At 69.4% G+C, this 18,598-nt stretch carries 19 protein-coding genes; 12 read left to right on the top strand and 7 right to left on the bottom strand.

Annotated features, from left to right (window positions below; genetic code table 11):
- Positions 1-39: 39 nt before the first annotated feature.
- On the bottom strand, positions 40-777 hold the full coding sequence (locus tag ACZ6SD_RS23370) for an AfsR/SARP family transcriptional regulator (protein WP_465319103.1): 738 nt from the start codon (positions 775-777) through the stop codon (positions 40-42).
- Positions 778-1,038: 261 nt separating this feature from the next.
- On the opposite strand from ACZ6SD_RS23370, the gene fabI reads away from it, so the two are divergent.
- The 5 genes from fabI (at position 1,039) to serS (ending at position 5,533) form a co-directional block, all read left to right on the top strand.
- Positions 1,039-1,860: an enoyl-ACP reductase FabI gene (gene fabI, locus ACZ6SD_RS23365; protein ID WP_465319102.1), complete on the top strand. Its 822-nt coding sequence runs from the start codon at positions 1,039-1,041 to the stop codon at positions 1,858-1,860.
- Positions 1,857-2,336 carry a MaoC family dehydratase gene (locus ACZ6SD_RS23360; protein ID WP_465319101.1) on the top strand — a complete coding sequence of 160 codons (480 nt, stop codon included), beginning with the start codon at positions 1,857-1,859 and terminating at the stop codon, positions 2,334-2,336. The genes fabI and ACZ6SD_RS23360 overlap by 4 nt, the downstream gene beginning before the upstream one ends.
- 14 nt (positions 2,337-2,350) lie before the next feature.
- Complete coding sequence (locus ACZ6SD_RS23355; protein WP_465319100.1) at positions 2,351-2,950, top strand: flavin reductase family protein; 600 nt, start codon at positions 2,351-2,353, stop codon at positions 2,948-2,950.
- Complete coding sequence (locus tag ACZ6SD_RS23350; protein WP_465319099.1) at positions 2,947-3,984, top strand: beta-ketoacyl-ACP synthase III; 1,038 nt, start codon at positions 2,947-2,949, stop codon at positions 3,982-3,984. Before ACZ6SD_RS23355 ends, ACZ6SD_RS23350 begins: the two co-directional genes overlap by 4 nt.
- 268 nt (positions 3,985-4,252) lie before the next feature.
- Complete coding sequence (serS, locus tag ACZ6SD_RS23345; RefSeq protein ID WP_465319098.1) at positions 4,253-5,533, top strand: serine--tRNA ligase; 1,281 nt, start codon at positions 4,253-4,255, stop codon at positions 5,531-5,533.
- Positions 5,534-5,619: 86 nt separating this feature from the next.
- Here the strand turns inward: serS and ACZ6SD_RS23340 are convergent, their stop codons facing one another.
- Complete coding sequence (locus ACZ6SD_RS23340) at positions 5,620-5,946, bottom strand: hypothetical protein (protein WP_465319097.1); 327 nt, start codon at positions 5,944-5,946, stop codon at positions 5,620-5,622.
- 166 nt (positions 5,947-6,112) lie between these two features.
- Between ACZ6SD_RS23340 and ACZ6SD_RS23335 the strand changes: the two genes are divergently transcribed.
- Positions 6,113-6,844 carry a GntR family transcriptional regulator gene (locus ACZ6SD_RS23335; protein WP_465319096.1) on the top strand — a complete coding sequence of 244 codons (732 nt, stop codon included), beginning with the start codon at positions 6,113-6,115 and terminating at the stop codon, positions 6,842-6,844.
- Positions 6,845-6,896: 52 nt separating this feature from the next.
- Here ACZ6SD_RS23335 and ACZ6SD_RS23330 read toward each other — a convergent pair whose 3' ends face one another.
- The 4 genes from ACZ6SD_RS23330 to sdhC are packed head-to-tail and all read right to left on the bottom strand — an operon-like array spanning position 6,897 to position 10,324.
- Positions 6,897-7,685 carry a succinate dehydrogenase iron-sulfur subunit gene (locus ACZ6SD_RS23330; RefSeq protein ID WP_465319095.1) on the bottom strand — a complete coding sequence of 263 codons (789 nt, stop codon included), beginning with the start codon at positions 7,683-7,685 and terminating at the stop codon, positions 6,897-6,899.
- Entirely contained in the window at positions 7,685-9,448 is a 1,764-nt protein-coding gene (sdhA, locus tag ACZ6SD_RS23325) for a succinate dehydrogenase flavoprotein subunit (protein ID WP_465319094.1), read from the bottom strand. Before sdhA ends, ACZ6SD_RS23330 begins: the two co-directional genes overlap by 1 nt.
- Positions 9,449-9,479: 31 nt before the next feature.
- Complete coding sequence (locus ACZ6SD_RS23320) at positions 9,480-9,890, bottom strand: succinate dehydrogenase hydrophobic membrane anchor subunit (RefSeq protein ID WP_091451945.1); 411 nt, start codon at positions 9,888-9,890, stop codon at positions 9,480-9,482.
- A 2-nt stretch (positions 9,891-9,892) separates the two neighbouring features.
- Complete coding sequence (gene sdhC, locus ACZ6SD_RS23315) at positions 9,893-10,324, bottom strand: succinate dehydrogenase, cytochrome b556 subunit (protein ID WP_465319093.1); 432 nt, start codon at positions 10,322-10,324, stop codon at positions 9,893-9,895.
- 494 nt (positions 10,325-10,818) lie between these two features.
- Here sdhC and ACZ6SD_RS23310 point away from each other — a divergent pair, with 494 nt between their 5' ends.
- The 5 genes from ACZ6SD_RS23310 to ACZ6SD_RS23290 all read left to right on the top strand — a co-directional run bounded on the left by ACZ6SD_RS23310 (position 10,819) and on the right by ACZ6SD_RS23290 (position 16,390).
- Positions 10,819-11,862 carry a BMP family lipoprotein gene (locus ACZ6SD_RS23310; protein WP_465319150.1) on the top strand — a complete coding sequence of 348 codons (1,044 nt, stop codon included), beginning with the start codon at positions 10,819-10,821 and terminating at the stop codon, positions 11,860-11,862.
- A 94-nt stretch (positions 11,863-11,956) separates the two neighbouring features.
- Positions 11,957-13,501, top strand: a complete 1,545-nt coding sequence (locus tag ACZ6SD_RS23305; RefSeq protein WP_465319092.1) for an ABC transporter ATP-binding protein — start codon at positions 11,957-11,959, stop codon at positions 13,499-13,501.
- Entirely contained in the window at positions 13,501-14,619 is a 1,119-nt protein-coding gene (locus ACZ6SD_RS23300; protein ID WP_465319091.1) for an ABC transporter permease, read from the top strand. Before ACZ6SD_RS23305 ends, ACZ6SD_RS23300 begins: the two co-directional genes overlap by 1 nt.
- 134 nt (positions 14,620-14,753) lie before the next feature.
- Entirely contained in the window at positions 14,754-16,007 is a 1,254-nt protein-coding gene (locus ACZ6SD_RS23295; RefSeq protein WP_465319090.1) for an ABC transporter permease, read from the top strand.
- The gene (locus tag ACZ6SD_RS23290) at positions 16,004-16,390 is read left to right on the top strand and encodes a cytidine deaminase (protein ID WP_465319089.1); all 387 of its coding nucleotides are present in this window, start codon (positions 16,004-16,006) and stop codon (positions 16,388-16,390) included. The genes ACZ6SD_RS23295 and ACZ6SD_RS23290 overlap by 4 nt, the downstream gene beginning before the upstream one ends.
- 159 nt (positions 16,391-16,549) lie before the next feature.
- Here ACZ6SD_RS23290 and ACZ6SD_RS23285 read toward each other — a convergent pair whose 3' ends face one another.
- Positions 16,550-17,122, bottom strand: coding sequence for a hypothetical protein (locus tag ACZ6SD_RS23285; protein ID WP_465319088.1), 573 nt, complete (start codon positions 17,120-17,122; stop codon positions 16,550-16,552).
- Between the two features lie 40 nt (positions 17,123-17,162).
- Here ACZ6SD_RS23285 and ACZ6SD_RS23280 point away from each other — a divergent pair, with 40 nt between their 5' ends.
- Entirely contained in the window at positions 17,163-18,443 is a 1,281-nt protein-coding gene (locus tag ACZ6SD_RS23280) for a thymidine phosphorylase (protein WP_465319087.1), read from the top strand.
- The last annotated feature ends 155 nt before the right edge of the window (positions 18,444-18,598 follow it).

Genomic DNA, 18,598 nt, shown 5'->3' with positions numbered 1-18,598 from the left:
CCTTTCCGGAGAAAAGCGGGGCTCCTGCGGAATCGGTGATCAGGTCAAGGAGGGAACCGGCGCCGGTCGGGGCTGGAGCACGGCGTCGTGGGCCAGGATCGCCATTTGGCACTTCTGCAGCACCGGGGAGGGCTCGACACCCAGCTCGTCCATCAGCCGCGCGCGCATCCGCTGGTAGACCGCCAGCGCGTCGCGCTGGCGCCCGCAGCGGTACAGCGCGACCATGAGCTGCTGGCACAGCCGCTCGTTGAGCGACTCCGACTCCACCAGCTCGCTGAGCTCGGCGACGATCTCGTTGTGCCTGCCGATCATCAGCTCGGCCTCGTAGAGCCGCTCCAGCGCCGCCGCCCGGTACTCCTTGTACCGCACCGCCGCCGCCTGGCAGATGAAGCCGCCGAGGGTGCCGCCGAAGGTCGGCCCGCGCCACAGGGTCAGCGCCGTGCGCAGCTTGCCGATCATCTCCAGCGGGTTGTTCGACGGGTTCGCCCGCACGTCGAGCAGGGCGTGGGTGAACACGTCCGCGTCGAAGGCGTCGCCGTTGAGGCACAGCCGGTAGCCCGACGGCATGCTGAGGAAGCGCGGAGACTTCTGGGCCGGGTCGACCCCGCGTAACCGTCTGCGGAGTCGGCTTATGTGCGCTTGTAAGGCGTTCTCGGCGTTGCGGGGCGGATTGTGCTCCCAGAGTTCACCGATCAGCGACTCGGTCAACACGAGCCGGTCGTGATTGACCAGTAGCGCGGCCAGCAGGGTCCGCTGGAAGGTCCCGCTGATCTCCACCGGCTCTCCCCCGGCCTGGATCTCAATGGGTCCAAGTATTCGATAGGTCAACATGCGGGCGCCCCCTTGGCTGGGTCTGTTAGCTCAGAATGCTTTCACGAATCAGAACACTGATGCAAGTATGACCCAGGTTTTACTCAGTTTGCTGAGTCTTATACGCCAACTGTCCCAATGGGCAGCGGTCAGCTCCCCATCAACCGCCTGTCAGGCGCGCGGTCCAGCATCGGCACCGGGCCGAACCGTCTACGCGATGAGGTAACGATGCTCCTTCAGGGAAAGCGATTGCTTGTCACGGGTGTGGTGTCGACCAAGTCGATCGCCCACGCCGCCGCCCGGCTCGCCATCGAGGAGGGCGCCGAGGTCGTGCTCACCGGGTTCGGCCGCGGCCTGCGGATCACCGAGCGGCTCGGCGAGGCGCTGGGCTGCCCGGTGCTGGAGCTCGACGTCACCGTCCCAGAGCAACTGACCGCCGTCGCCGCCCGACTGGACGAGAAGTGGGGCGCGCTCGACGGCATCCTGCACGCGGTCGCCTACGCCCCGGCCACCGCGCTCGACGGCGGCTTCCTCACCGCGCCGTGGACGGACGTGGCCACCACGCTGCACGTGTCCACCTACTCTCTGGCCGCGGTCGGCCGCGAGTTCGGCCCCCTGCTCGCCCGCGCGGGCGGCGGCTCCATCGTCGGCCTGGACTTCGACGCCGACGTCGTCTGGCCCGGCTACGACTGGATGGGCGTGGCCAAGGCGGGCCTGGAAAGCTGCGCCCGCTACCTGGCGCACGCGCTCGGCCCGGCGGGCACCCGGGTCAACCTGGTCGCCGCTGGCCCGCTGCGCACGGTCGCCGCGTCGGCCATCAAGAGCTTCGAGGTGTTCGAGAACGTCTGGCAGGAGCGCGCCCCGCTCGGCTGGGACGACCGCGACGCCACCGCCGTCGGCCGCGCGGTCTGCGCGCTCTGGTCGGACTGGCTGCCCGGGGTCACCGGCGAGGTCATCCACGTCGACGGCGGCGTGCACGCCATCGGCGGCGCCCTGCCCAAGCCGGTGGCCGCCGATGCGGCCGAGTTCGAGATCGCGGCCGTCCGATGACCAGGGTCGTGCGCCTCGACGAGCTGCCGGACCTGGTCGGGCAGGAGCTGGGCGTCAGCCGCTGGCACGAGCTGACCCAGGCCACCGTCGACCAGTTCGCCGCCGCCACCAACGATCACCAGTGGATCCACGTCGACCCGCGCCGCGCCGCGCAGGAGAGCCCGTGGGGCGCGCCGGTCGCGCACGGCCTGCTCACCCTGGGCCTGCTGCCGTCGATGATCACCGACGCGGTGACCGTCGACGGCGTCGACGTCATCGTGAACAAGGGCTTCGACAAGGTGCGGCTGTCCAACCCCGTGCTGGTCGGCGCCCGGGTGCGCGGCGTCGTCCGGCTGGCGTCGGCCCGCGCGCGCCCACGCGGCTTCCACGAGGTGGGGCTGACGGTGACCGTCGAGGTCGACGGCCAGCCGGGCGCGGCCCTCAAAGCCGAGACGATCTTCCTCTACCACCAGGCCGCCGTGCTCGCGGCCAGGTGAGAAGGAGCCCACGCATGATCACCGAAGAGACCGCGACCCGCAACCGGGTCGCGCTGCGCAAACTGGCCTCCGGGGTCGCGGTGCTGACCTTCCGCGACGGCGACCGCGCGCACGCCGCGACCGTCAGCTCGGTCGCCGCGGTGTCCCGCGACCCGCTGCTGCTGGGCACGTCGCTGCGCCGCGGCTCGCTGTTCGCCGACCTGGTCCGCGAGGCGGGCGCCCGGTTCGCGGTCAACATCCTCGGCGCGCACCAGGCGGCGCTGGCGAGCTGGTTCGCCGACCCGCACCGCCCGCGCGGGCTCGCGCAGTTCGACTGCGTCGCCTGGACCCCCGACCCGTACAGCGGCGCGCCGCTCATCGACGGCTCCCTCGCCGGACTGGGCTGCGGCCTGCGCTCGCACACCCCCGCGGGCGACCACCACCTGCTCGTCGCCGAGGTCTTCGCCGGTGTGCCCGGCGAAGGCGTCCCGCTGCTGAGCTACGCGGGCCAACTGCACGACGGAACGCTGCGCAGCCTGCCGGAGCGGCAGGCCCACCCGGACTCCGTGCGCCGCACGGGCTCGTCAGAGGAAGGACCGGCCGCCATGCCCACTGTCACCGGAGCGCCGAGATGACCGCCGCGGTCGTAGCCGGGGTCGGCGCGTCGCTGCCCCAGCGCGTGGTCACCAACGACGAACTCGCCGGGTACCTGGACACCTCCGACGAGTGGATCCGCAGCCGCACCGGCATCGGCGCGCGCCGCTGGGTCGACCCCGGCGTGTCCACCGGCGACCTGGCCACCCGCGCCGGGGAACTGGCGCTGCGCTCGGCGGGCGTCGACCGGGTCGACGCGGTCGTGGTCGCCACCACCACCCCCGACCGGCTGTGCCCGGCCACCGCGCCCGAGGTCGCCACCCGGCTCGGGCTCACCGGGATCTCCGCGCACGACGTCAACGCCGTGTGCACGGGATTCCTCTATGGACTGTCCAGCGCGGTCGGCTTGATCGCCGCGGGCAACGCCGAGTCGGTCCTGATGATCGGCGCGGAGACCTTCTCCACCATCATCGACCCCAAGGACCGCGGCACCGCGGTCATCTTCGCCGACGGCGCGGGCGCCCTGGTGCTGCGCGCTGGCGCGGCGCACGAGCCGGGCGCGGTCGGCCCGCTGGTGCTGGGCAGCGACGGCGGCCTGGCCGACCTGATCCAGATCCCGGCGGGCGGCTCCCGGCAGCGCTCCTCCGGGGAGGCGGCGGAGCCGGAGGACTACTACTTCCGGATGCGCGGCCGCGAGGTCTACCGCCACGCGGTGGAGCGCATGGCGTCATCAGCGCTGGAAGCGTTGCGGCGGGCTGGTTTGACGATGTCCGATGTGGACAAGTTCGTGCCGCACCAGGCCAACGCGCGCATCTCGGCTGCGGTCGGCGAGCGCCTTGGCCTCCAGGAGCGCCAGGCGGTGTCCAATGTGGAGCGAGTCGGCAACACGGCCGCGGCGTCCATCGGCATCCTGCTGGCCGAGGCGACCGCCGCGGGCAGCATCTCCGCCGGGCAGCGGCTGCTGCTCACCGCCTTCGGCGGCGGCCTCACCTGGGGCGCGACGACCCTGGTGTGGCCGGACGTCACCGCGCACATCGCCGCCCCACCCCGCCCTGGCATCCCCGTCCCGATCTGACCTGGCGTCCCTACCTGGCTCCGGTGTCGCACCTGGCTTGCCGTCCGGTTTCGGCTTTGCCGCCGTGGCCGTCCTGGCTTTGCCGTTGTGATCCGGAGCCGCCGCCTGGCTTCGGTATCGCACCTGGCTTGCCGTCTGGCTTCGGCATCGCCGCCGTGGGCCGACCCGGCATCGCCACCCGCCCTTGGCATTGCCGCCGCGGGCAAGCATCGCCGCCCCGCCTCGACGCCGCCGCCGTGAGCTGACCCGACCGCGAAGGAGCCCCACCGTGCACGACGCCCGAGCCCTCGGCCCAGAAGCCGCCGCCCGCCTGGCCCGGCGCGGCCACACCCTGAACCTGCCCGCACTGGCCGACCTGGTGCGCACCCGCGCCGAGCTGACCGACCGCACCCAGAAGCTGCGCGGCGAAAGTAACCGCCTCGCCAAGGAGGGCCGCACGGGCGGCGACGCGGTCCGCGCGCGGGCCAAGGAGGTCAAGGAGCAGATCCACGAGATCGAGGTCCGTCAGAAGGAAGTCCAGCGCGAGCTGACCGATTTCCTGATGGTCGTGCCGAACCTCCCCGCCGACGACGCCCCCGACGGAAAGTCCGAAGAGGACGCGGTCGAAATCCGCCGCGTCGGCGAGCCCCGCGCCTACCCCTTCGAGCCCCGCCACCACGCCGACCTGGGTGAGACAACGGGAATCCTCGACCTGAGCCGCGCCGCGAAGCTCTCCGGCGCCCGTTTCGCCGTGACCCGCGGCGCCGGAGCGGCCCTCGAACGCGCCCTCGCGGCGTTCTTCCTCGACCTGCACACCCGCGAACACGGGTACACGGAGTACTCGGTGCCCACCCTGGTCACCCGGGAAACCATGATCGGCACCGGCCAACTCCCCAAGTTCGAGGACGACCTGTTCAAAACCGCGGTCGGCGGCCGCGAGCTGTTCCTCATCCCCACCGCCGAAGTCCCCCTCACCAACCTCCACGCAGGCGAAACCCTGGACGAGGCAGCGCTGCCACTGGCCATGACCGCCCGCACCCAGTGCTTCCGCGCCGAAGCGGGCTCCTACGGCCGCGACACCCGAGGAATCCTGCGGATGCACGAGTTCACCAAGGTGGAACTGGTCCGCATCGTCCCCGAGGAAAACTCCCGCGCCGAACTGGACCTGATGCTCACCCACGCCGAAGAATGCCTCAAACGCCTGGACTTGGCGTACCGCGTAGTCGCCCTGGCCGCAGGCGACCTGGGCTTCTCGGCGAGATTCACCTACGACATCGAGGTCTGGCTCCCCGGCCAAAACCGCTACCGGGAAATCTCGTCCTGTTCGGACACCGGCACCTTCCAGGCCCGCCGCGCCGGAATCCGCCTCCGCACCCGCGACGGCGCCAAAACCTTCCCCGCCACCCTCAACGGCTCCGGCCTCCCCATCGGCAGAACCCTCCTGGCCCTCCTCGAACAACACCAAACCCCGGACGGCGGCGTGGCCATCCCCGAGGCACTGGTCCCCTACACCGGCTTCCACCACATAGCCCCGGACGGCACCCCCATCCACACTCACCCCGGCAGTTGAGCGGCCAAGTCCACAACCTGCTCGAAGAACCCCGCATCAGGCGCCCCGACACCGCCGTCCCTTCGGTGCTGTCTCGCGGGGCTTGCTCAAGCTTGCCGACTGGTCGTTGGCGTCTTGTCCATCCACACCAGGTGCGCTCGCCGGGCGCCCGTTGCTCCTGAGGTGAACTCGTACAGTGTCAGCGCGTCCTCGGCGCTCTCTGACTTGAGGTGGAAGTCGCCGTCGATCGAGTTTGACTCGGCGCGGTCGGCGTAGGCGAGGCCGTAGGCGGCGGTGCGGACGTCTTCTCCTTCGCCGTATTCCTCCACGATGGCGAACAGTCGAGGCGCGTCCTCCTGGGCCGCCTCGTGGAGCAGGGTCGTGAAGACCTCATCCATGTCCGTGGCCTCCTCGACCTCAGTTGGCTCGTTCACGCGCTCTCCCTCCGGTTCGCGGTCCAGCTCTGCACTGGGGTCAACATGACAGGTAAAGGTCATGACGTCAAGACGTAATGTCGTCTGGCTCGCTGACGGTGAGAATGGGAGACTGTTCGTGACGACAGGACGCCTTGACGCCAGGATGTGAGGGAGCGCCCGAGATATGATCGACAAGAGTTCAGGTCTACCGGCCTATCGGCAGGTGGCCAACGATCTCCGAGACAAGATCAACGCGGGTGTCTATGGTCCGGGCGACCTGCTTCCTCCGGAGCGCGAGCTCATCCAGACCTATGGGGTGTCTCGTCCCACGGTTCGCGAGGCGATCGGCCTGCTGCGGGCTGAGGAGCGCGTCGCGGTCGAGCAAGGAAAAGGCACGTACGTCAAGGCTCCGAAGCTCACGACAGGACCGGACCGGCTGACCATGTTGCGTGGCACTGGAGACGGCTTCCAACCCGGCGAGCGAGTTGTCATTCTGAAAGCGGCTCTGTCGCCTGCGCCCGAACATGTCGCGTACGCGCTGGGAGTCGACCAAGGTGTGCCGGTAGTCCAGCGCCAGCGGATGTATGTCGATGACCTGGGGGTGGTCGCCGTGTCGACCTCATGGTTGCCGGGAGAACTGGCGGACGTGGCCCCTGAACTCATCGAAGCGGCGACGCTGCCGAAAATGACGTTCGGCCTGGTGGAGGAACGCACCGGCCGACGCGCCTCCCGGCGTCGTGATGTTGTGGCGTTGCGGGCTGTTCCCGCGGACCTCGCGGCGCACTTGGGCACTGAGGCAGGCACTCTCGCGCTCACTATGTCCAACACGTACTGGGACCAGCACGGCTCCGTGACCGAATACGCCGAGGACTTTCTCGGCGCGGGGCGTGATTTGTCCGCCGAGTACGACATCTGAACGACGAAGGCCGCGCCCGGTCCAGGGCGCGGCCTTCGCGTGAGTACGTAAGTCAGCGGCGGAAAAGCAGGGCGCGCTTGACTTCCTGGATGGCCTTGGTGACCTGGATGCCTCGGGGGCAGGCGTCGGTGCAGTTGAAGGTGGTTCGGCAGCGCCACACGCCTTCGGCGTCGTTGAGGATGTCCAGGCGTTCTTGGGCGCCCTCGTCGCGGGAGTCGAAGATGAAGCGGTGGGCGTTGACGATGGCCGCTGGGCCGAAGTAGCTGCCTTCGTTCCAGAACACTGGGCACGAGGTGGTGCAGCAGGCGCAGAGGATGCACTTCGTGGTGTCGTCGAAGCGTTCGCGGTCCGCCGCGGACTGGATGCGTTCGCGGGTGGGTTCGTTGCCGTAGGTGATGAGGAACGGCTTGACCGCGCGGAAGGCCTCCATGAACGGTTCCATGTCGACCAGCAGGTCCTTGTTCACCGGCAGGCCCTTGATGGGGGCGACGGTGATCGTGGTGGGCTTGTCGCCCTTGGCCAGCAGGTCCTTCACCAAGACCTTGCACGCCAACCGGTTGACGCCGTTGATCTGCATGGCGTCGGAGCCGCAGATGCCGTGCGCGCACGAGCGGCGGAAGGTCAGGGTGCCGTCGATGTACCACTTGACGTAGTGCAGCAGGTTCAGCACGCGGTCGGTGGGCAGCGCGGGCACGCCGAAGGACTCCCAGCGCGGCTCCGAGTCGGTCTCGGGGTTGAAGCGCAGGATCTTCACCGTGACGGTGACCGCGCCCTCGGGCACGGGCGGCTGGTCGCCTCGGGCTCCCGAGGCTGGGTTCTCAGTGATCGCAGCGGTCGACATCAGTACTTGCGCTCCATCGGCTTGTACCGGGTGAAGGTGACGGGCTTGTAGTCCAGCCGGATTTCGCCCTTGAGACCGTCGCCCTGCTTGTAGAACATGCTGTGCCGCATGTAGTTCGTGTCGTCGCGGTTGGGGTAGTCCTCGCGGGCGTGGCCGCCGCGGGACTCCTTGCGCTCCAGGGCGCCGACGACGAGGACTTCGGCCAACTCCAGCAGGAAGCCAAGCTCCATGGCCTCAAGCAGGTCGGTGTTGAACCGCTTCCCCTTGTCCTGCACCGTGATGTGCGCGTAGCGGTCCTTGAGCGCCTGCACGTCGTGCAGGGCCTGCTTCAAGGTCTCCTCGGTGCGGTACACCGACGCGTTGGCGTCCATTGTGGCCTGAAGCTCGGTGCGGATGTCCGCGACGCGCTCCTTGCCGTGCTCCGACAACGCGTGCGCGACCTGCGCCTCGACCTGCGCCGCCGGGTTCTCCGGCAGGTCCAGCAGCTCGTGGTTCGCCGCGTAGCGGGCCGCGGCCAGACCGGCGCGGCGGCCGAAGACGTTGATGTCCAGCAGCGAGTTGGTGCCCAGCCGGTTCGCGCCGTGCACCGAGACGCACGCGCACTCGCCCGCCGCGTAGAGGCCGGGGACGATGTTGTCGTTGTCCCGCAGCACTTCGCCGTGGATGTTGGTCGGGATGCCGCCCATGGCGTAGTGCGCGGTCGGGTAGACCGGCACCGGCTCGGTCACCGGATCGACCGCGAGGTAGGTGCGGGCGAACTCGGTGATGTCGGGCAGCTTGGTCTCCAGGACCTCCGCGCCCAGGTGCGTGCAGTCGAGCAGCACGTAGTCCTTGTTCGGGCCAGCGCCGCGGCCTTCGAGCACCTCAAGGGCCATGGACCGGGCGACGATGTCGCGCGGCGCGAGGTCCTTGATGGTGGGCGCGTAGCGCTCCATGAACCGCTCGCCGGAGGCGTTGCGCAGGATCGCGCCCTCGCCTCGGGCGCCCTCGGTCAGCAGGATGCCCAGGCCCGCGAGGCCGGTCGGGTGGAACTGGTAGAACTCCATGTCCTCCAGCGGCAGGCCCTTGCGGAACACGATGCCCATGCCGTCGCCGGTCAGGGTGTGCGCGTTCGAGGTGGTCTTGAAGACCTTGCCGAAGCCGCCGGTGGCGAACACGACCGCCTTGGCCTGGAAGACGTGGATCTCGCCGGTGGCCAGCTCGTAGGCGACCGCGCCGGTGCAGACCGGGCCGTTGTCGGTCTCGGTCAGGCAGATGTCGAGGACGTAGAACTCGTTGAAGAACTCGATGCCGTGCTTGACGCAGTTCTGGTACAGCGTCTGCAGGATCATGTGGCCGGTGCGGTCCGCGGCGTAGCAGGCCCGGCGCACGGCGGCCTCGCCATGGTTGCGGGTGTGCCCGCCGAAGCGGCGCTGGTCGATGCGGCCCTCGGGCGTCCGGTTGAACGGCAGGCCCATCTTCTCCAGGTCGAGGACGGCGTCGATGGCCTCTTTGGCCATCACCTCGGCGGCGTCCTGGTCGACGAGGTAGTCACCGCCCTTGATGGTGTCGAAGGTGTGCCACTCCCAGTTGTCTTCCTCGACGTTGGCCAGCGCGGCGCACATGCCGCCCTGGGCGGCGCCGGTGTGCGACCGCGTCGGGTAGAGCTTGGTGAGCACGGCCGTCTTCGGGCTGACGCCCGCTTCGGCGCTCGCCGCCAAGGCCGCGCGCATGCCCGCGCCGCCTGCCCCGACGATCACCACGTCGTACTTGTGGAACTGCATGGTCAAACCGCTTCTTCCGGTGGTGGGAGGCTCAGTTCGCGGGGATGTCCGGGTCGAAGGTGAAGATGACGTAGGAGCCAAGGGCCAGGATCAGCACCATGGACACGTACAGCATCATCTTCAGCCAGAACCGGGTGCTGTCCTTGCGCGCGTAGTCGTTGATGACCGTGCGCAGGCCGTTGCCGCCGTGGATCTCGGCGAGCCAGAGCATCGACAGGTCCCAGAACTGCCAGAACGGGCTGGACCAGCGTCCGGCCACGAACGCGAAGTTGATTCGGTGCACGCCGCCGTCGAGGATGTTCATGATGAACAGGTGGCCGAGCACCAGCACGATCAACGCTAGGCCGGAGATCCGCATGAACAGCCAGCTGGCGAGTTCGAAGTTGCTGCGCCGGGCGGCTGGGCGCCGGGGCGAGCGGGGCTTGTCCAGGGCGAGTGTCATGGTCAGTGCCCCCCGAACATCTCGGTCACCGTGCGGACCATCATGAAGTAGGCGCCGGGGACCATCACCAGCACCCAGACGCCGATGATCGCCCAGAGCATCTGCTTCTGGTAGCGCGGTCCCTTTTCCCAGAAGTCGACCAGCATGACCCGCAGGCCGTTGAGCGCGTGGTAGAGCACCGCGCCGACGAGGCCGACCTCGATGAGGTTCACCAGGGGGGTCTTGTAGGTCTCGATGACCTCGTCGTACGCGCTGGGCGAGACCCGCACGAGGGCGGTGTCGAGCACGTGCGCGAACAAGAAGAAGAAGGTGAGCACCCCGGTGATGCGGTGCGCCACCCATGACCACATTCCGGGGTCTCCCCGGTAGAGCGTCCCGTTGCGCCGGGACCCGCGCGCCGCCACCTCCACGGTAGCGCTGGCCGAGTCGGACATCGGTAGCCGGCCTCCAACGTCGCTGATGGACTTCATGCCCGCGCGGAATGCACACGAAACGGGCGTTGACCCATCGGATGCTAGACCCGTGGAGCGGAGCGCACCCAACCTGTCGATGCCCTCTGTGACGGACGAGACACACTCACCGCATTCCACCTGGCCTCGTGAGCTTTCGCCGCCCCCGTCTTGCCTAGTCGGATGTGACACAGAGTGGTCACGGCCAGGTCACCAATTGGAGTGACCACAATCTACTCGGCAGTAGGTAATTGGCCATGATCCGCTATTCACCACCCCTATTCCTCCATTCACGACCCCTATTCGCCGTCCACCCGGGACACCCGCGGCGACCACCCGGCCGGGGACCAATCAACAATTGGGTCACACAACGGCGTGTGCCCGGAACCCGGCTCCGGCCAGGGGTACGGTCCTGCGGAACATCCGTGTTCGGTCACGTCGAGCACGGGGGATCGGGAAGGGAGAAAGCCTTGCGCCGAATGCGAGGGGTTCGTCTCACCGCCGGGCTGCTGGCGCTGGGCCTCGGCCTGGCCGCGTGCGGTTCCGACACCGCCGCTCCGGGGGGTGGCGGTCCGGGAACCCCGGCCGCCTCGTCGGTCAAGCTCGGCCTCGCCTACGACATCGGCGGCCGCGGCGACCAGTCCTTCAACGACTCGGCGGCGCGCGGCTTGGACAAGGCCAAGTCCGAGTTCGGCATCGACATCAAGGAGCTTGAGGCCGCCGCGGGCGAGACCGACGCCCAGAAGGAGGACCGGCTCCGCCAGCTCGCCGAGGGCGGCTACAACACGATCATCGCGGTCGGGTTCGCCTACGCCCCGGCGCTGAAGAAGGCCGCCGCGGACTACCCGGACGTCAAGTTCGCCCTCATCGACAGCGCGGACACCACCGGCCCCAACATCGCCAACCTGGTCTTCGCCGAGCAGGAGGGCTCCTTCCTCGTCGGCGTCGCCGCCGCCCTCAAGAGCCAGACCGGCAACGTGGGCTTCGTCGGCGGCGTCAACACCCCGCTCATCCAGAAGTTCGAGGTCGGCTACACCGCCGGGGTCAAGGCGGTCAAACCGGACGCGACCGTGCAGGTCAAGTACCTGACCCAGCCGCCGGACTTCACCGGCTTCAACGACCCGGCCAAGGGCGAGACCGCGGCCAAGGGCATGTTCGACGCGGGCGCCGACGTCGTCTACGCCGCGGCGGGCGGCTCGGGCAACGGCGTGTTCAAGGCGGCCAAGGCCAACACCAAGCTGGGCATCGGCGTCGACTCCGACCAGTACAACCTGCCCGCCCTCGCCGACGTCCGCGACGTCATCATCACCTCCATGCTCAAGGAGGTCGACGTGGCCGTCTACGACTTCGTGACCTCGGTGAAGAACGACAAGTTCACCGCGGGCCCCAAGGTCTACGACCTCAAGGCCGGTGGCATCGGCTACGCCACCAGCGGTGGCAAGATCGATGACATCAAGGGCAAGCTGGACGAGTACAAAGCCAAGATCGTCGCGGGCGAGATCAAGGTCCCGGCGGAGAAGTAGGCCAGCTCATGCGGGCCGACGCGGGCCCGGCGACCGCGACCAGCGGACGCCGGGCCCGTTCCGCACCCACCCCTTCAGCGACAAGGATTGGGCCGTGTCCACCGAGTCAGCAGCGGGCGGCGATCCCGCCCCGGCCGTCGAGTTGTCCGGGATCACCAAGCGTTTCCCGGGCGTCGTGGCCAACGCCGATGTCGACATCACCGTCCGCGCGGGCACCGTGCACGCCCTGGTCGGGGAGAACGGCGCGGGCAAGTCGACCCTGATGAAGATCCTCTACGGGATGCAGCGGCCCGACGAGGGCACCATCGCCGTGGCGGGCGAGCCGGTGTCGTTCGCCTCGCCCGCGGACGCGATCCGGGCGGGCATCGGCATGGTCCACCAGCACTTCATGCTCGCCGACAACCTCACCGTGCTGGAGAACGTCGTCCTCGGCAGCGAGCCGCGCGCCGGGGTCCGGCTGGACTTCGCCGCCGCCCGCGCCCGCATCCGCGAGATCTCCGACGCCTACGGCCTCGGCGTCGAGCCGGACCGCCTGGTGGACGACCTCGGCGTCGGCGAGCGGCAGCGCGTCGAGATCCTCAAGGTGCTCTACCGGGGCGCCCGCACGCTCATCCTGGACGAGCCGACGGCCGTGCTGGTGCCGCAGGAAGTGGACGAGCTGTTCGGCAACCTGCGCGACCTCAAGGCCGAGGGCCTGACCATCCTGTTCATCTCGCACAAGCTGGACGAGGTGCTGGCCGTCGCCGACGCCATCACCGTCATGCGGCGCGGGACCACGGTGGCCAGCGTGTCGCCGCGCGAGGTCACCGCCCGCAAGCTCGCCGAGCTGATGGTCGGCAGCGCGCTGCCGGTGCCGGAGCTGCGCGAGTCGACGGTGACCGACCGGCCGGTGCTCGCCGCGAGCGGGCTGACGGTGACCTCGGCGGACGGTCGCAAGGTCCTCGACGACGTGTCGTTCACCATCCACGCGGGCGAGGTGCTGGGCATCGCGGGCGTGGAGGGCAACGGCCAGGCCGAGCTGGTCGAGGCGCTGATGGGCATCCGCGTCCCCAGCGCCGGATCGGTGCGGTTGGCGGGCGCGGACATCACCCGCCTGTCGACCAGGCACCGCAGGGAAGCGGGCATGGGTTACATCCCCGAGGACCGGCACCGCCAGGGCGTGCTGCTGGAGGCGTCCCTGTGGGAGAACCGGATTCTCGGGCACCAGACCCGCAAGCCCAACGCGCGCGGCCCGCTGCTCGACCGGCGCGGCGCGAAGGCCGACACCCAGCGCATTGTCGAGCGGTACGACGTCCGCACGCCCGGCATCGACGTGCACGCCGCCGCGCTGTCCGGCGGCAACCAGCAGAAGCTGATCGTGGGCCGGGAAATGAGCGGGAACCCGGTCGTGCTGATCGCCTCGCACCCCACGCGCGGCGTCGACGTCGGCGCGCAAGCCGCGATCTGGGAGCACATCCGCCACGCCCGCGCCGAGCGGCTGGCGGTGCTGCTGATCTCCGCCGACCTGGACGAGCTGATCGGCATGTCCGACACCCTGGCGGTGATCCTGCGCGGCAGACTCGTCGCCGACTACGACCCGTCCACCGTGACCCCGGAGCAGCTCGGCTCCGCGATGACCGGAGCCGGGAGGGAAAGCTGATGGGCAGGTTCTCCGCGCGATCCGTCCTTTTGGGACTCGTCGCGCCAGTCGGGGCGCTGGTCTTCGCGGCCCTGGTGTGCGCGCTCATCCTGGCGCTGACCGGAAACTTGCCACTGGACACAGTGGACGCCATGGCGACCGCGGCGCAGCGGCCGCGCACGTCGGTCAACTCGCTCAACAGCGCGACGCAGTATTACCTGGCCGCGGTCGCGGTGGCGATCGGCTTCAAGATGAAGCTGTTCAACATCGGCGTGGACGGCCAGTACCGGCTGGCCGCGATGCTTTCCGCCGCGCTCGCGGGCGCGGCGTTCATGGACGGCATCCCGTCGTTCCTGCGGGTCGCCATGACGATCGCGGCGGCCATGCTGGTCGGCGCGGCGTGGTCCGGGCTGGCCGCGCTGCTCAAGGTCACCCGGGGCGTGTCCGAGGTGATCTCCACGATCATGCTCAACGCGATCGCCACGTACCTGGTGTCCTACCTGCTGAATCCGGCCCGGCTCGCCGAGGATGTGCCGGGCAGCAACAACGTCGGCACCCGGCCGATCACCGAGGGCGGGCAGGTCCCCGGCATCGACTACCCGGGGTCGACGTCGAAGATCTTCGGCCTGGTGTTCCTCGCGGTGGCGGTCGGCGTCGTCTACTGGTTCGTGCTTTCCCGCACTCGCTTCGGTTTCGAGCTCAAGGCGACCGGGCTGTCGGAGTCAGCGGCGGTGGCCAGCGGTGTGAGCGTGAAGAAGATGGTCGTCTGGTCGATGCTGCTGTCCGGGGCCGTCGCGGGGCTGGTCGGGATGCCGCAGCTGCTGGGCTCGTCGCACTCGTACTCGCTGGACTTCCCGCCGGGCCTGGGTTTCATCGGCATCGCGGTGGCCCTGCTCGGCCGCAACCACCCGGTCGGCATGGCCGTCGCCGCGCTGCTGTGGGGTTTCCTGGACAACGCGGCCAACGCGCTGGACGTCTCCGGCGTGCCGAGGGAGATCGTGCTGATCATGCAGGGCGTGATCGTGCTGTCGGTCGTCGTCGCCTACGAACTCGTGCGCCGCTATCGCGTCCGCGCCGAGCAACGCGACGTCGGGCGAGCGCTGGGGCGGACCAAGACGCTGGAAGAGGTGTCGGCCTAAATGAGCGAGCTTGCGAGCGAATCATTTACACAGTGCGAGCTTTCGGATGAGTCTTTGGCACAGTGCGGGCTTTCGGCTGTGTCCGTGACGCAGTGGCTGGGCACGCGGGGCCACCGAGCTTGTGAGGTGGCCCGATGAGTGGCGGGTTGACACTGGAGCAGAAGGCGGTTCCCGCCAAGCGCGGGAAACGGCTGTCTCCCATGGTGTACCTGCTCATCGCGGTCGGCGCGTTGGCGGTGCTGTCACTGGTCCGGGTGCTCAGCGGGGCCACCGACCTGACCTCGTCGGGCACCGTGCAGGCCGCTCTCATCGCGGCCGTGCCGATCGCGATGGCCGCGCTGGCTGGACTGTGGGCCGAACGCGCTGGCGTGATCAACATCGGTCTTGAGGGCATGATGGTGCTCGGCACGTTCGGCGCCGGATACGCGGGCTACCAGTGGGGTCCGTGGGCGGGCGTGGCGTTCGGCCTGGTCCTGGGCGTGGTCGGCGGCCTGCTGCACGCGGTCGCCACGGTCACCTTCGGCGTCGACCACATCATCTCCGGTGTCGCGGTCAACCTGCTCGCCCCCGGCGCGGCGCTGTTCCTGTCGAAGCTGTACTTCGCCGACGCCCCCGGCGGCGGCCAGAAGCAGTCGCCGCGCGTCGCCGACGCCGAGAAGATCACCATCCCCGGCGTGTCGGACCTGCTGGGCACGGTCGAGGCGAAGCGCTGGTTCTTCGTCTCCGACCTCGCGGGCATCCTGCGCGGGCTCACCACCGAGGTGTCACTGCTGACGGTCCTGGCGGTGGCGCTGCTGGTGCTCACCGCGTGGGTGCTGTGGCGCACCCCGTTCGGCCTGCGCCTGCGCTCCTGCGGCGAGGCCCCGACCGCGGCGGAGTCGTTGGGCGTCAACGTCTACCGGTACAAGTACCTCGCGGTCGTCGCCTCCGGCGCGTTCGCTGGCCTCGGCGGCGCGTTCCTCGCGGTGAGCTCCGGCCAGTTCCGCGACGGCCAGACCGGCGGCCGCGGCTTCATCGGCCTGGCCGCGATGATCTTCGGCAACTGGCGCCCCGGCGGCCTGGCCACCGGAGCCACCCTGTTCGGCTACACCGACGCCATGGCGCTGCGCGGTTCCGGCGCGGTGCACGCGCTGCTGTTGCTGCTGGGCATCGCCCTGCTCGTCGTCGCGGTCATCCAGTACCGCGCGGGCCACCACATCCTGTCCGGCGTCGCCGCCGCCATCGGCGTCCTGTTCGCCTGGTGGTACTTCACCAGCGACGAGGTGCCCCCGGAACTGGTCGGCGCCGCCCCGTACGTGGTGACCCTGCTGGTCCTCGGCCTCGCCTCGCAGCGGTTGCGCGTCCCCCGAGCCATCGGCGTGCCTTACCAACGGGGCCAGGGCATATGACCATCGACTGGCCCGCCCTCCGCGCGGCGGCGGTGGCCGCCGCCGCGTCGGCCTACTGCCCCTACTCCGGCCTCCAGGTCGGCGCGGCCGGAATCGTCGCCGACGGCAGACTCGTGACCGGCTGCAACGTCGAAAACGCTTCTTATGGTTTGGCACTGTGCGCCGAATGCACCCTGGCAGGCCAACTCCACCTGACCGGCGGCGGCAGACTCATCGCCCTCGCCTGCCGCAGCGGCGCAGGCGACCTGCTCATGCCCTGCGGCCGCTGCCGCCAGATCATCTACGAACTCGGCGGCCCGGACTGCCTGGTCGACACCCCCACCGGCCCGGCCCCCATGCGCGCGATCCTCCCCGACGCCTTCGGCCCAGCCCACCTGCCGTGAGGCCGCCGCGGACCAGCCCTTGGTCTCGGGACCACGGCTCCTGGCCGGTCGCTAACCATGCCTGGGCCTGGTCCCAAGGCACCGGGGCTCGATTTCGAGCCTTGCTGGCGCGTCGACGGAGATGGGCGAAACGTACCTCTGGTGGTTCGCCGGGGTGAGTCAGGCGCGGGTGCGGTCGCGGAAGACGGTGTAGCCCGCAGTCAGGTCGTCGGCGGCGGTGTCGAGGGCGTCGATGAGGTCGGCGCGGGTGACGGGGGCGTCCAAGAGTGGGCCGGTGCCGTCGCGGCGGGCGCAGAGCAGGCGGGGGCCGGGAATCAGGAAACCGAGCAGGTGGTCGGTGCCGACACCCCAGTCGAGAAACCGGCACGCGCCGGACAGTCGGCAGTGCTCGGCGGAGGTGATGGCCGGGTCGCCCGCCATGAGCAGGTCGAACGCCTCCACCGGGGAGCGGCCCGCGAACAGCGGGTCGACGTCGGGAAACGCCCGCAGGCGCGCCGCGTCGGCGCGCAGGACGTCGGCGAGGTGCGGCACGTAAACCAGGGTGTCGCGCCCGGTCACCACCTGCCCGGCGACGTGCACGCGGACCGTGCGCAACCCGGTGTCCACCTCGTCCACCGGCCCGAGTTCAAGCGCGAACGACGACGGCGCGCCGATGAGCCGCATAGGTCCTCCCCGGATGGCTGAGCCGAGCCTGCCACGGCCGCCGCGCCGATTCTGCTCGCTTCTGCGCACCCGGGCTACGGTGGGCGAGAGCCGACGAGAAGGGACGCCGATGGAGCCGTTCAGCGCCGTGGACGTCATCAGGGCCAAGCGCGACGGCGCCCGGCTGACCGACGAGCAGATCGACTGGGTGGTCGGCGCCTACACCCGGGGCGTCGTCGCCGAGGAGCAGATGTCCGCGCTGGCCATGGCGATCTACCTCAACGGCATGGACGCCGCCGAGACCGCCCGCTGGACCGCCGCCATGATCGCCTCCGGGGAGACCCTGTCCCTGCTGGTCGACCGGCCGACGGTCGACAAGCACTCCACCGGCGGGGTCGGTGACAAGATCACGCTGCCGCTTGCTCCGCTGGTCGCCGCCTGTGGAGCGGCGGTGCCACAGCTTTCCGGCCGTGGCCTCGGGCACACTGGCGGCACCCTCGACAAGCTGGAGTCCATCCCGGGGTGGCGCGCTCGCCTGACCTCCGAGGAGATTCAGGCGCAGCTGGTGGACGTGGGCGCGGTGATCTGCGCGGCGACCGAGGGGCTGGCTCCCGCTGATCGCAAGCTCTACGCCCTCCGTGACGTCACCGCGACGGTGGAGTCCATTCCGCTGATCGCCGCTTCGATCATGAGCAAGAAGATCGCTGAGGGCGCCGACGCTCTGGTGTTGGACGTCAAATGCGGTTCGGGCGCTTTCATGAAGACTCCCGAGGACGCCCGCGCGCTGGCTGCCGCTTTGGTTGACATCGGTGTTTCGCGGGGGATACGGGTTTCCGCGTTGATCACTGACATGTCGGTTCCGCTTGGGCGGGCGGTGGGGAACGCTGTGGAGGTGGCGGAGGCGGTTGAGGTTCTGCGCGGGGGTGGGCCTTCTGATGTGGTGGAGCTGACGCTCGCTCTGGCTCGGGAGATGGTGGATCTGGCTGGATTGTCCGATGTGGACCCTGGAGAGGTTCTGCGGTCTGGTGCGGCTTATGAGGTGTGGGCCGCGATGATTCGGGCTCAGGGGGGTGATCCGGATGCTCCGTTGCCGCAGCCTCAGCATGTGCACACTGTTGCGGCGTCGTCGGATGGGGTTTTGTCTCATTTGGACGCTTATGCTGTTGGGGTTGCGGCCTGGCGGTTGGGGGCTGGGCGGGCTCGTAAGGAGGATTCGGTGCAGGCTGCTGCTGGGGTGCTGTGCCATGTCAAGCCGGGTGATGTTGTTCGCGTTGGTGATCCCTTGCTGGAGTTGCGGACGGATACGCCTGGTGCGGTTCCTGCTGCTTTGGCTGCTCTTGATGGTGCGTATGCCATTGCTGAGACTGCGGCTGTTCGTGAGTCGTTGGTTCTTGAGGTGGTTCGCGGCTGAGTGTTCCCTGGGTTGTGGGGGTGCTCTCTGGGTTCCCGGGGTGGCTGGGTTGGTGGGTCCGCTCGATGGGGTGGAGTGGTTTCTTTGGGGCCCCTATGAAGGAAGATCCCGTCGTGGGAAAGACGGGTGGGGAGCCTTCGGCCCCACGACCACGG

Source organism: Actinokineospora sp. NPDC051303, assembly GCF_055586285.1.
Note: the sequence above shows the minus strand (reverse complement) of the source record. Positions and strands in the feature narration are given on the sequence as shown.